Source organism: Rosistilla ulvae (assembly GCF_007741475.1).
Classification (GTDB): domain Bacteria; phylum Planctomycetota; class Planctomycetia; order Pirellulales; family Pirellulaceae; genus Rosistilla; species Rosistilla ulvae.
The window spans coordinates 6,114,857-6,127,459 of the sequence record NZ_CP036261.1 but is presented as its reverse complement, the minus strand read 5'-3'; the positions used below and the strand labels follow the sequence as shown (position 1 = coordinate 6,127,459).

General features: G+C 58.3%; 11 protein-coding genes. 2 read left to right on the top strand and 9 right to left on the bottom strand.

The features are described 5' to 3' along the window. Positions 1–108 precede the first annotated feature (108 nt). Positions 109–414: a hypothetical protein gene (locus EC9_RS21715; RefSeq protein WP_145348168.1), complete on the bottom strand. Its 306-nt coding sequence runs from the start codon at positions 412–414 to the stop codon at positions 109–111. 515 nt (positions 415–929) lie between these two features. Next, entirely contained in the window at positions 930–1,340 is a 411-nt protein-coding gene (locus EC9_RS21705) for a hypothetical protein (RefSeq protein WP_145348166.1), read from the bottom strand. Between the two features lie 289 nt (positions 1,341–1,629). Between EC9_RS21705 and EC9_RS27195 the strand changes: the two genes are divergently transcribed. Beyond that, on the top strand, positions 1,630–1,761 hold the full coding sequence (locus tag EC9_RS27195) for a hypothetical protein (protein WP_261342891.1): 132 nt from the start codon (positions 1,630–1,632) through the stop codon (positions 1,759–1,761). A 7-nt stretch (positions 1,762–1,768) separates the two neighbouring features. Here the strand turns inward: EC9_RS27195 and EC9_RS21700 are convergent, their stop codons facing one another. From EC9_RS21700 to EC9_RS21680, 5 genes are all read right to left on the bottom strand, one after another. After that, positions 1,769–3,052 carry a hypothetical protein gene (locus tag EC9_RS21700; RefSeq protein WP_145348165.1) on the bottom strand — a complete coding sequence of 428 codons (1,284 nt, stop codon included), beginning with the start codon at positions 3,050–3,052 and terminating at the stop codon, positions 1,769–1,771. Continuing rightward, entirely contained in the window at positions 3,049–4,158 is a 1,110-nt protein-coding gene (locus tag EC9_RS21695; protein WP_145348164.1) for an MlaD family protein, read from the bottom strand. Before EC9_RS21695 ends, EC9_RS21700 begins: the two co-directional genes overlap by 4 nt. 10 nt (positions 4,159–4,168) lie before the next feature. Further along, positions 4,169–4,900 (bottom strand): ATP-binding cassette domain-containing protein, encoded by a 732-nt coding sequence (locus EC9_RS21690; RefSeq protein WP_145348163.1) that lies wholly within the window; start codon positions 4,898–4,900, stop codon positions 4,169–4,171. A 9-nt stretch (positions 4,901–4,909) separates the two neighbouring features. Beyond that, positions 4,910–5,815 carry an ABC transporter permease gene (locus tag EC9_RS21685; RefSeq protein ID WP_145348162.1) on the bottom strand — a complete coding sequence of 302 codons (906 nt, stop codon included), beginning with the start codon at positions 5,813–5,815 and terminating at the stop codon, positions 4,910–4,912. A 267-nt stretch (positions 5,816–6,082) separates the two neighbouring features. Further along, positions 6,083–7,384 (bottom strand): TMEM143 family protein, encoded by a 1,302-nt coding sequence (locus EC9_RS21680; RefSeq protein ID WP_145348161.1) that lies wholly within the window; start codon positions 7,382–7,384, stop codon positions 6,083–6,085. Between EC9_RS21680 and EC9_RS21675 the strand changes: the two genes are divergently transcribed. Beyond that, positions 7,383–8,072: an HAD family hydrolase gene (locus EC9_RS21675; RefSeq protein ID WP_145348160.1), complete on the top strand. Its 690-nt coding sequence runs from the start codon at positions 7,383–7,385 to the stop codon at positions 8,070–8,072. The two genes, EC9_RS21680 and EC9_RS21675, sit on opposite strands and share 2 nt — an antisense overlap. A gap of 6 nt (positions 8,073–8,078) precedes the next feature. Here the strand turns inward: EC9_RS21675 and EC9_RS26705 are convergent, their stop codons facing one another. Together EC9_RS26705 and EC9_RS21665 are read right to left on the bottom strand one after the other, a co-directional pair. Continuing rightward, a complete protein-coding gene (locus EC9_RS26705; RefSeq protein WP_218934338.1) occupies positions 8,079–8,597 on the bottom strand; it encodes a response regulator transcription factor in 519 nt (172 codons plus the stop codon). A 380-nt stretch (positions 8,598–8,977) separates the two neighbouring features. After that, positions 8,978–12,520: an FtsX-like permease family protein gene (locus EC9_RS21665; RefSeq protein ID WP_145348158.1), complete on the bottom strand. Its 3,543-nt coding sequence runs from the start codon at positions 12,518–12,520 to the stop codon at positions 8,978–8,980. Positions 12,521–12,603 lie beyond the last annotated feature (83 nt).

Here is a 12,603-nt window from a genome sequence, read left to right as displayed (position 1 = left end):
GGGTCTGCAGCAGAGGGGACGTGACCGAAGCGGTTGGCGATTGCGCATCGAAAGACGCTCCAACAACAACGGTCGCGACTTTGCGTAGGAAAGATGTTGTGCGACTGATTACTCGCCAACAAAGCGGCCATCGGGCGAAAGGATGAAGTCGTGGCCATACGGCATCAGCGCATCGCGCCCACCATCGTCGATCGACAGGATCACGCGGATGTCACCATTTGGCTTGTCGTCCCAGAATGCATTGATTTCAACGCAACAAGGGGTGCCGTCCGGCGCGACAATCTCGCGGACGATCGGTTCGCCAGACAGGAATGGCAGCCAAAACGAGTAAGGCTTCGCGCGATGCTCTTCGGTGATCGGGGCAAGCAACTTAGAGTAGGCAGCATTGTCCATTTGGTTGCGGCTGATTCGCATAACGGTAGGGTGTTGCGACACTGCCCTGGACGAATGCGAAAAACGTCACGCAACCATGTTGTTCTACTAAAGCCAGCCCGCGTGCCCCATAATGAAGGGCCTTTGCGGCCAAACCATGATGGCCGAACGGTTGTGTATGTATTTCGACGAGAACAGCAGTTGGATTAGTGCTTGATTAGCGAAGATTAGTGTTCGGCGCAGCCAAGTTTTGGGGAACACAGATCCGCACTATTTGCACACTAATCGAATCCCCAAAGCCAACCCGGCGAACTCTACAACCCCTAGCTCGTCCAACGGAAGGGTTTTGCGACACCGATCTCCACCGAAGAGAATGACATTGAACTACGAAAGATTCTACCAAGGTCAACGCCCGTGGCCCAACAGCGAAGGCGATCGCGGGCTTGCAGCAGATGGAGTGTGACTAAAGCGATTGACCATTGCCTACCAAAAGACTCTCTAACGACGACAGCCGCGACCTTGCGTAAAAAACATGTTAGCCGCCGACCGCGCACCGGCTAGAGTCGAAGCCAAAGCGTGCATTGAGAGGCATTCTCGCGAATGTTGTAGCTCAGCGATTTGTGTGGCAACCGGTCGATCAGAGTACCCGAAAGAGTATCGATCTTCTTCGCGATTTCACTGTGCATGTACGGCGTAACTCTTGTGGCGGCAGTGATCGTGCGCGCGTACAGCAGGTATGTGTCACTGTGGTCGCGAATCAGAGTGTCGATGACGTAATGCGCGTCGAACGCAACGCCTGATGGGACGGCTGATACGATAGAGTTGATGGTTGCGTCCATATGATTATCGAGCGGCCAACGGGTGCATATGCAGGATGTCTTCTGTGTTGATTGTCGCTCGTCGGGGGGGGCGGTGGCAAGGCTTTTATTGTGCGGGTGGCTGTTCCGTTGCACGTTGACGCGGTTCATGCGTTTAGCTTGCCATTTCGGTAAAACGCTGGTCGCGTGCAACTGTGATCTTCGAACGCAGACTGGAATGAGGTGATGTGATGAGTGGAAGCTCGGAACCTATGCCGATCCATCGCTATCCCAACGGCGACAGCTATCGCCCGGCGGCGGGAGGCTGCCGCGATCTTGATCCTCGATTCCAGAGTGATCTCCGATACGCGGAATTGGCGCCGCACGATGGGGGCGAGTTCGCGAAAACCGAAACGACTGCCGATCGCATTGCGCCAAGTCGCGGCCGGGATATTGGACCTTGAAGCTGCCGCCGTTGGAAGCCTTGGGGGAGGCGATGCGGCGGTTGCCCGAAACGGAGCGGAGTCGGTTGCGGGAGCCGGAATTTTACGAGCAGTTGCAGGCTGCGATCCTGCAACGCTTGGCGGCTTGATCCCGTTCTAAATGTCGCTGTGAAGTAGGCGTTGGTTGGCCAGACGCTCGATCACCGCGGAGGCTTGTGTTTTGGGACCTTCCAGCATCAGCAATTCCGCTTCCTGAATTGGATCGGCGGGGTGGACCGCCGCGTCGGCGGAATCGGTTGCCTGTGTCGAGTCGTGTGCTGCCAGTTCGGGCGTGGGATCCGAATCGCTGCGTGGTGCAGCGTCGTTGTCTGATTTGTCATCGATCTCTTGCCGCAGTTCATGCACCAGCAGAGCCAGTCGGATCTGAGTGCTTGCCGATCCGGACATCTCCGCCATCGGGATTGCGTCTTTTACATACTTCCACGATCGGTTGATGTTTCCACGGCCGTACCAGATCCGAGCGACACGGCACAATCGATCGGCGGCCAACGCTGGCCGAGCGGCTTGCGCATACGCGGCCGATGCCAATTCCAAGGCTCGCGGGATCTCGCGATAATTGCCGGCCAGCCGTAGGTTTTTCGCCTCGAGATCCAGATGCCAACCCGCTTGCAAGAATTGCCCGCAGGCCAGATGGATCATCGCCGCAACGCTTTGCAGTTCCGCCTGCAGTTCAAAGTCGCAGATCTCGGCAGCCAGTTCGCAGGCGGTCTGATAATGGCATCGCGCATTGGGCAGGTCGTATTGTTCGGCGTACCAGCGAGCTTGGGCTAGGTGGATTTGGATTTGAAACGTCTGTTCGCAATCGGCCAGTTGTTTCCGCTGTTCCAGCTTCTCGCCGATGCAAGGGATTTTTGCAGCACAGCTTCCTTCGCACGGATCGTGTGGTCCACACAAACAATCGCCCGAATCGCCTTCGCAGGGAGGTTCGGAACAGGAGGCGCGTTGGATCAAGCGAGCGGCTTCGTCGAACCGGCATTGGTTCTGCGCGAGCTTGGCTTCCAACAGCCAGGTGTTGCCATCGGGTTTGCCTGCCCGATACAGTTCCACGCGGGCATCGACCAACCAGTCGCGAGCTTCCGCCACGCGCGACATGCTGGTCATCGCCGCGGCCATGTTGTACGCGTTGTTGCCCGATTCCAGCGGATCGTCCATCGCCCAGGCGCGGCGGATCACTTTGCGGTACTGTTTGACCGCATCCTCCAACTGCCCCTCGGCAAAAGCTTCGGTCGCCGCTTCGGCGTGGTTTTTCAATTGAGGATCGATCTTCCGCTGCGGCGCACCGCCACTGCGGCATCCGGAGAGGAAGCCGAGCCCACAGATCAGGATTCCGACGACCGCGGCGTTAGGCCGTCTGGATGTTTGCGGTTGCGCTGCAATCACGGTGCACCTCCCGCTCGAATTCCCGACGGCGAGAGCTGCCGAGTGGTTGGCGATTGATCGGTGTAGCGGCGGAGCAGCCAGTGGCTGCGGATCTCGCCCACCATGTCATCTGCGTTGCCGACCGTCGAATTAAATTGTTCGACCGTTCCGGGCAGCTCTTCGCTCTCCTTGCGAACAACGCGGACCACATCGCGAGCTTCGTCGGCCAAGCGAGTCATCTGGTCGGCGGCTTCGCGGATCTCGACCAACGTCTTGGCGACGTCAGCGTTGACGTCGGTGGCCGTCGTTTTTACGCTTCCGGCGGCATCGCTTACATCGTCGCTGGTGTCGCGGACGCCTCGCAGCGTATCCCGCATATCGGCCTCGACCAGCAGTTCGATCTTCTCGGTGAGCTGCGTGATCCGTTGATCCAAATTTTGTGTCGCCTGGCGGATTTCCAGCATTGTTTGCGACGCTTCGGGACGCAATTGTTCGTTGGTCTGTTGGAAGGCCGCTGACGCTTCACCCATGCTACGGAACGCCGGCCGCGCGTCCTCCTCGGTTCCCGTATCGATGGTCTCCGCCGCTTTGCCGATCTTGTCCATCGTCGGATCCATTTTTAATTGGATCTTGTTGATCGATTCGCTGACCGATTGGACTTCTTTGGTCAATTGATCCAATCGCTCTTCTTCGGCTTCAAAGTTGACGATCTCGCTGTTCGGCGACAACTGTTTCAATACGCCATCGGCGGGCATTCCGCGGCGGATTACCAACAGCGGCGCACCGACACCACCGTAGCGTCGTTCGAGTGCGACGGTCGACGATGTGTAGACCTTTTTGCTGAACTCGCGGCGAATCGCCAGGCTAACCCGCACATTGCTGGTCTGGTCGATGTACCGGATGCCTTCGACTTCGCCGGCCCGTTCGCCCAAGATCATCACATCGGATCCCTTTTGCAATCCTTCGACGGCCTGTTGCGGCACGTCGATCCAGAAGTGATCTTTCTCTGCGAAGTAATCTTTTTTCCGAATCATCAAGAACAAAACGACTAACGAAAACAGCAGTACCACCAATAGAAAGGTGCCAACCACTTGGTTCGTGTAGCGCAACCGATAGGGATCGTTCATGGTGTTGTCCTTATCCTACCGGGGTCAAATGGAATTCGTGGATTTGATAGTGGCGTGCCGATGTTGGGAATTTATCGCGTGGCAGATCGCTGCTCGGCGCGATCCACAGCGCCGCGGCGCCGGCCTCGGTCGCCGATGCGACTGCTTGCAACAGGACTGGGAACCGCGCCCTGGGAACCGAACGCATCGGATGTTCCAACAACAACAGACGCGGCGATCCGATCAGTGCGCGGATCCATTCGCAGATTCGTAGGAACGTCTTGCCAACAAAGGCGGGACGTTGGTTCTGCATCGATTCGATATCAAAGCGTCGCGACCAATATTGGATCTCGCGATCGAGTTCTTTGACCGTTCGGTGGTGGTGATGCTGATGCGGCAAGACGACGTTTTCATAGATGTTCATGTTTTCAACCCACGCCTTCCCATCGAAGACACGCCCGATCTGGCTTCGCATTCGATCGTGTAACGCATAGTCTTCGCCGGTCCATTCGTTTCCATCAAACAATACGCGGCCCTGCTGTGGCATCCGCAGGCCTAACAGCATCGATGTAAAAGCTCGCGATTCCATCGATGGCGGCAAGGTTAAGGTGACGAGGTCGTTTTCGAAGATTGTCAAATTGGCATCGCGGAGCGTCACCGACTGGCGTGTCAGATCGCGAAACGAAAGATCCTCCAAGACCAAGATCTCGCGGCGAGGATCAGCTTCCGCCGATGCGGAATCGTTATTTTCGAGACTGCTCATCGACACAAACTAGAGGATTGGGAAGACCAGGATGCGATTGTAAATCAGGATCGACAAGATCGCAGAGATGCCAAACACCGCCGTCATCGCATGGATCCCGCTGCGACTGGCGACTCGCGACACATCGGACATCGTGCCGCGGACCGTCAGCCCATCGGCACAACAAACTGCGCCGGCAAAAGCACCTGCGATGATTGTTTTGGGGACGAAAAATACAAAGTCCAGGATGTTCGATTCACGCAACAACGACTCCAGAAACATCGACCATGGGATGTGGATCACTCCCATCAACCAACCAACCATATAACCCATCACCAGCATTGTCGTCGCGACCACGATCGCCAAGCAAAATACACTCAGCGTCATGCTTAACACGCGCGGCATAATCATGGTTGTCATCGGATCGACGCCCTGAGATTCAAGCACTTCCAGTTCGCCGCTGACCAGCATCGTCGCCAGTTCGGTCGAGATCGCGATTCCGCTGCGACCCACCACAACCAGGCTGGCGATCAGCGGCGCGATCTCATGAATCACCGCCTTCCACAGCACCGGTGAGATTCCTTCGGTCGTTGCTCCTACTTCGTTCAGCCACATCGCGGATTGTACGATCACCAGCACGCCGACCGCCGCGGAGATGCGAATCGCAACCAACAGTCCGTCGACCGCTGTGAACAGCAACTGGCGAGCAAAGACCATCCGCGTCAACGGGGTCCACGACCGCGGGCTTGCGGCGATGAACGCCACCGCCCAAACAAGCGCTAGCAGGTTCACGACGACCTTCAGCACTTCAATAAACCGTTTGCCGATCAACTCCGTCGTCAGCGCAAAACGACGGCCCAATTGCCATGGTTTTGAATGCGTTAAGTTGGGGCTCGATGGCACGCGAAAAGTCTCGTCGGGTTGGGCCAACATCATGTGTCGGCCAATCGATCATCGCAAATGAAAATCGCACTTTGGGCGGTTTGACAACAACCGGTTCCGCCAACATCGGTCCGTTGCTTGTCCATCCCATCGGCATACGCTCTGCGACCGACCACGAAAAAGTGGCCAAGCGGAACCGCCACAACGGTGCCCCGGCAGCACATGTCTCCACACCCGCACGGCTTCAATTTGCTGGCATTTGACTAGGCAAACTGTAACGCGGCGGCGAAATCGAGGACCGGTTTGCTAGCACCGCCGCGGCTATTGCCCCGATTCGCTGGGCGTGGCGCGATCGATGCTCATCAGGTTGTCCCAGTAATGGTCCAGCTGGCGGACCGAGGTCTCCGGGCTCAGCACGCTGACCGTGTCGCCGCCGCCATCGAGAACGATCCCCAGTCGATGCAGTCGCTTCATCGCCGAATAGGGATCGAAGCGGATCTCGATCGCCAATAGATCCTTTAACAGTAGTTCGACCCGTTTGCACATCGCCGCTTCGGACATCGGTTCGTCGCTGGTCGCGAGGATGAAATAGACGACGATCGATTCCAGCAGGTCCTGTTGGCGAGCTTCCTGCAGCAGGCGATAGATGACCCCGGCGTTGCTGTCGAGCTTCTGGTAATAGAGGCTGCGGGTCATGTTCAACAGGTATTTATCTTTGGTGTGAAAGTAGGAGACGATGCTGCGGACGGCGTATCCGATGATTCCAATCGCCAGCACCGCCACTCCCATCACCGCCGCCAATCCGGTCGCCGCGATCACCACCGCACCGCGGAGGATTTTGAACACCGTGACTCCGATTCCGCCCAACGTTGGCGCGAAGATCTTGGTGCGATCCAACCAACTGAATCGGATGCTCGAACCGGGCAGCAACATGTCGACGTCGGCTTGAGGGATGTTCTTGAACATCGACAGATGCAAGCGATCGCGATGGTATTGGCCACCGGCATGGGCGCCGACCAGTTTGGCGTCGGGTTTGAGTTTGAAAACCGCGACCAACCGCTGGTAGATCGGCACCTCCATTTCGGACATCTTCCAATACGATTTCCACAGCCGCCGCGTCCGCATCCCCACGATGTCGCCTCGCGCATAGACATCGATCGATTCGAAGATGTCGAAATTGATCTGCAACCGCACGCCCCAGTCGCTGGAGGTTTGGATCGCCCCGCGGATTTGTTGCTGATCCAGTTGCGTGAAATTGGCGGCTCGCAAGAGATCGTGCAAGTAACCTCGCATGTGCCGCAGCGATGCGTCACACTGGGCGTCGGTCGGTTCGGTTAACAGTTTCAGATCGCGATCGGGATCGAGAACCGAATAGTGCGTTTCGAGCTGCTGGTGTAGATTGCGGTAATCGTGGTTCAGGATCGATGTCAGCGATTCGAAAACGCGATGCAAATGATCGGCTTGAGCCGCCGCAAGCGGATGCGCCAGCAGCACGCTTTTGAGCTCCGCGGCGGTGATCGGGATGAAGGGTTCGGCCTTCCAATGCGGCGCATCTTCGGCAATATATTCACCCGATAAAGATTCCTGAGCTAAACGAACTCCTTTGCGAGACCCCAAAGACATGTCAAATCGATCCACTTCTGCCGGTTCCAGTTGGCCGCATCCGATCCAAGCTGTTGCGTTGGATATGGATGGGCTGATGTTTGATACCGAACCATTGTACTACCAAGTGGGGACCGAACTGCTGGGCCGTCGCGGATTTGAATTCAACATGCAAATCCAGCAGAAAATGATGGGCCGTCCCGCTCCCGAAGCGATTGGCGTGCTGATCGCCGAGTTCCAGTTGACCGATCTGCCGGCTGATTTGATGCAGGAGAGCGACGACCTGTACGCCGCTCTGTTAGCCGATGGGTTGGTCGCGCTGCCGGGGCTGTTCGAACTGCTGGATCATCTGGAGAGCCGGTCGATCCCGTTTGCCGTGGCGACCAGCAGCAAGCGCCGATTTGCCCAGCAGATGCTTTCGTCGTTCGACCTGATCCCGCGGTTGCAGTTCCTGCTGACCGGCGACGACGTCTCGCAGGGCAAGCCGCATCCGGAGATGTATCTCTCCGCGGCCGACCGCTTTCAGATCCAGCCGGAAAATATGCTGGTCTTGGAGGATAGCGAAAACGGCTGTATCTCGGCGGCCCAATCGGGGGCGTGTGCCGTCGCCGTTCCGGGGGAACACACTGCGGGGCATCGCTACGATCAAGCGTTCTTGAGCATCGATTCTTTAGCCGACCGGCGGTTGTTCGAGCTCTTGCAGTCCTAGCCCGGATCAGCCGCCCAGCTGGACGACCATCCGCACTAGTTCGGCGATCGATGTCGTGCCGGTCTTTAAGAACAGCTTGTGGCGGCGGGCTTCGACAGTCCGTTGGCTGACGTCCAAGCGGGCGGCGATGACTTTGTTCGGCAGGCCATCCAGCACCAATCGCAACACATCGCGTTCGCCTTCGGACAGCGATTCCAATCGCTCCCGCTGCTGCAGCGATTCGATCGCTCGCGGCCGTTCGGCGCGATCGATTTCAATCGCGTTGGCGATCGCATCCCGCAGCTCCGCCGTCGGTTGATTGGCTTGCAGAACCTCGGTCACTCCGCCGTGAGCTGCGCGAGCGATGATCGGCGCGACAGCTTCGACGACGACCAACACGATCTGTGTGGGAACTTTTGATGCCCGCAGACGATGGATCAACTCCAGCGATTCGCGACCGTCGGACCAGTTGTAGATCACCGCGCATCCGTACCGCTGTTCCGATGGCTGCGACAGCAACGTCTCGGGCGATTGGTGGCTGGCCATTTCCCAATTCTGATGCTGTAGTTCTATTCGCAGCCGGTCTGCGAGCTCGAGAGGCATGCACAGGCAATCGACGATCGGTCTTGTGGAACTTGATTCTTGAAGCACTATGGGGCCTTGAGGGAGGCGACTTAGCGGGGGGCGAACTATAAAACTTTTCTTCGGCCCAAGCACTGCGTCTAGTGTTGCAGAAATTTTAGGTTTGCTTAATGCCGAAGCGTCGATTATCGCGCGCTGTACAATAAGGAAATCGAACCGCCATTGTTTGTGGTGATCGTCGTAGCCATTGTAGTAGGGCTGGCAAGCCCCCCCTGGAGCTGTGTTGCTGGAGAGCGGCATCGATCGCGGTTTAGAAGGGGGAATCGTAGCAGGTGTGAGGTGTCTTACGAAGCACCACGTAACGATTCCAACAACGGCATCCGCAGCACTTGTTTCACCGCAACCGATGCGGCCATTAGGCCTACGGCAAAGACGATCCCCAGCATCGCGATCGGCTCCACAATTCCGAGCTTCGCTTGCCCGATCAACATGTACGGAATCACCGCTGCGAAACTGGCCAACAGACCGCATCCAATCCCGGCGATCAACAGCGCGCTGTTCTCCAAAACGACCATCCCGGCCAGTCGCTTCCGGCTGAAACCTGTCGCCCGCATCACGGCCAGTTCCCCACGCCGTTCCAGCACGCTGCGCAACTGCACCGTTGCTAAACCGAAGGTTCCCAACAACAGCCCCAATGCGCCGAGCCCTTGGAAAGTGCGAAGATAGGTGTTTTGCACAGCCAACAGTCGAGCCAACACGTCGCGGCTGTCAGCGACGTCCATCCCCGAATCGCTCAGCCGATTCTCCAAGATTTCGGCCAGCCGATCGGCGTCGATTCCCTCGGCCTTCATCAAGTAATATTGATACCCCGAGATCTCCGGAAACGCGTCCTCAAAATTCGCTTCGCCGATCATTAGCGAGCCCTGCAAAACCGAACCGGTGATCAGGCCGACAACCTGGAAATATTGCGGCTTTCCGACGACGTATTCGAACGATTTCACCTCCCCCACACCGCCATACATTTGTAACGCCCACATCGCTGTATTTTGATCCAGAATCATCGGGATTGGATCCTCCGCGGTGCCGCTGGCTTTCGCTTCTAAAAGCTCCCAAGGATTGTCGCTGTCGGTTCCCACCAATCCGAATCTTGGCATCACTTTGGGGTCGCTGAAGCGACTTGTAAAGTTGTCAGGCACCCCCAACACTTGAGGCTGCGATGCTTGGTATAGATTGTTGCAACTGGCATCCTGTCCCGGCTTCAACCGGAAACCAAAGATCTTGGCGTCGGAGATCGCTTCGGCATCGCGCCCCATCTGATCCGCTCGGATCGCCGGGTCGCTGAGATCGCGATACAACGGCATCGCCGTCTGCCCGATTAGATCGAAACCGCCGACTCCTTCGTCGGTCGGCGACAACTGAAACGCACTCATCGATACGATCAAGAAACAAGCGACCGCCAACAGGCCGATCGACAGCGTGCTGCGCAGCGGATTGCGTCGAGCGCTCTGCATCGCCATCCGGAACAGACTGTAGCTGTGGTTTACCACATGTCGCGGCTTGGTGTTGGTCAATCGATGAAAGACGCCCAGCACGATCGCCGCTAACAGCAACATCCCGCCGCCGACAAACGCTCCCGCCTGAGCTTGCCCGCCCAGCCAGACGGCGCTGAGGCTGGTCAGCATCGCCACGACAAAACATCCGATCGCCACGGGCCCTGCCCAGCTTCGCCGCCGCTGGCCGCTTTCGGTCCGCAGTTCGTCGATATGCCCGCCGACAAGGCTCGATACCTTGCTGGAGCGCAGCCGGCGGCTGGTCCACCAAATCGTGACCGCCGCCATTGCCGTTCCCGCCACGATTCCAACGATCAGGCTGACCGGCGACCAGTGGAATCGCAGAAACGGAACCGTCACCGCCCCGACCCACCAGTTCCGCAGCGCGTACAGCACCAGCCACGCGTAACCGATCCCGCCGACAACCCCCAGCACCGAACCGATCAATGAGACGAGGATCCCTTCGCGCAGCGCCATTCCGGCGACCAAGCGGCCCGATAGCCCAACGGCCATCAGCGTTCCGTATTCGCTGGCCCGTTGTTCCATCCCCAACCGAAACAGCAGCGCGACCAACATCAACGCCGCGACGATCACGAAGAAGCTGAGCGATACGAACAGTGCGTCGAATGGCGTCGTCCCCTTGGACGCCGCCAACTGCAGCGCCCGCGTCGGCATCACGGCGAACCCGATCTGGTTGCGATCTTGGTCGGCCACTTTGGTGACTAAGGTTTGCAACGCGTCGCCATCGGCGACCGCCGACTTGCGAATCTTCAGACTGGTCAGATCGCCGAACCGGCTGCCGAACAATCGCTGCCCGGCGGCGAGCGGAATGAAGGCCTTGGGGGTCAAGCGGTAGTAGTCCCAATACAGATCGTCCTCCTTCGATCGCGGCCGTTCTAGTTTGAACGGCAGGTCCCAATCGTCGATCGAATCTTGATCGGTCACTCCCGGTACGGTCGGTGTCAGCCCGGGATCGTTATAGACCGTGGGGGCTTCGTCGAACTTCGGTGGCCGTCCGCGGCGGTATTTCGTCTGCGGCTCGGTGATCGGCACGATCCCGCTGACGACCGCGTCGAACGACCGCTCGACCTCTTTGCCCGACGAGGTCTCGGGTTCGAAGTAGAAGATCCGAATCTTGTCTCCCACCGCGGCCTTCAGTTGTTCCGCGGTCCAGTCGTTGATCACGACCGGCACCGGCAAACTGAGATCGTTGGGATCGTAGTCGCCAAATTCCAGCGGCATCGCGTCGCTCGAATCGATCGCCGTGATGATCGAATAGGGAACCGACGCGGCGGTCTGCTCTTCATCGTCGATCCGATCGATCGCGTTGGCCAGGTAAGTCATCACCGGCTCGGTCGCTCCCGGCAACTCCTCGCGGACACTTTCGGCGATCGCGGTCGGCAGCAGCAATCGGTCGCTGGTCAGACTGTAATAATCGAAGACCTCTTTTTCGTTGCCGTCGGCGTCGGTGAAGATCTGCCGAATCTCTTCGATCTTCAATCCATAGTCGCTCAGTTCCAACGCCATCGCCGCGGCGATCTGGTCGGCTTGCGCGTGAGCCGACTCCAGTTGCAACGCCTGCGTCCCGGCGGCATCGATGAAGACCACGTTTGCTTCTCCCTCGCGATCCAACGAATCTTGCACCAATTCCAACGGCAGGAACGCCGCCAGCGGTTGCTGTTGGCTGGGCTGCAGGCTGAAGCGTCCCAGCCCGCGATCGGGAACGATCGAGACAACTTCCAATCGCGGCAAGCCTTCGCTTTCACTCTCGCGGCGTCCCAGTGGACTGTCCGCCGGGACCGCCTGTTCCACGGGCAGACGCACCGTCACCAGGTCGCCGACGTCGACTTGCAACTCCGCCGCGGCCGATGCGTTCAGAACCACTTGGTCTCCCTCGGGGATCACGTCGGGGTGGACTCCTTCGACATCGAGATCCCAGAACTCCGCATCGGCTGCGATCACTTGGATCGATCCGGCGCGGCGAACGACGTCGCTGGCAGCCCGATCGGTCTCCACGACAGCTTGAGAAAACAAGATCGCCGGAACTGCGCGGTCGACCAGCGTTTGATCGCTGTCGCTGCGGAGCGGATCGACGGCGGCGGCTCGGAAAAATTGGCCCGGATAGAGGACGTAGTCGATCGAACCGAGGCGTTCGATCGTCAGTTCGCGCAAGCTGCCCCGCATCGAATCGCCGACCAATAGAGCTCCCGTGACCACCGCGGTGGCAGCGGCAACGCCTAGCGCGACCGCGGCGCTGATACGCCAATGGTGTCGAAAACTTTTGCCGACAAATCGGCCTGGGGTCAGCGAAACCGTAGCCGTTGTCGGCGAGGGCATCGAATCCATATCCTTACATCCCGTATTGGAAAGATCGCTTGGCACCCGATGGAGCTCAAGCGGTCGCGTGGCGGAGAATTGCT

Excerpts from the sequence above, each read along its gene's own strand:
- EC9_RS21680 (WP_145348161.1), bottom strand. The coding sequence starts at position 7,384 with ATGTCTTTGGGGTCTCGCAAAGGAGTTCGTTTAGCTCAGGAATCTTTA.
- EC9_RS21695 (WP_145348164.1), bottom strand. The coding sequence starts at position 4,158 with ATGAACGATCCCTATCGGTTGCGCTACACGAACCAAGTGGTTGGCACC.
- EC9_RS26705 (WP_218934338.1), bottom strand. The coding sequence starts at position 8,597 with ATGGCCAGCCACCAATCGCCCGAGACGTTGCTGTCGCAGCCATCGGAA.
- EC9_RS21705 (WP_145348166.1), bottom strand. The coding sequence starts at position 1,340 with ATGAACCGCGTCAACGTGCAACGGAACAGCCACCCGCACAATAAAAGC.
- EC9_RS21675 (WP_145348160.1), top strand. The coding sequence starts at position 7,383 with ATGTCAAATCGATCCACTTCTGCCGGTTCCAGTTGGCCGCATCCGATC.
- EC9_RS21690 (WP_145348163.1), bottom strand. The coding sequence starts at position 4,900 with ATGAGCAGTCTCGAAAATAACGATTCCGCATCGGCGGAAGCTGATCCT.
- EC9_RS21685 (WP_145348162.1), bottom strand. The coding sequence starts at position 5,815 with ATGATGTTGGCCCAACCCGACGAGACTTTTCGCGTGCCATCGAGCCCC.
- EC9_RS21715 (WP_145348168.1), bottom strand. The coding sequence starts at position 414 with ATGCGAATCAGCCGCAACCAAATGGACAATGCTGCCTACTCTAAGTTG.
- EC9_RS21665 (WP_145348158.1), bottom strand. The coding sequence starts at position 12,520 with ATGCCCTCGCCGACAACGGCTACGGTTTCGCTGACCCCAGGCCGATTT.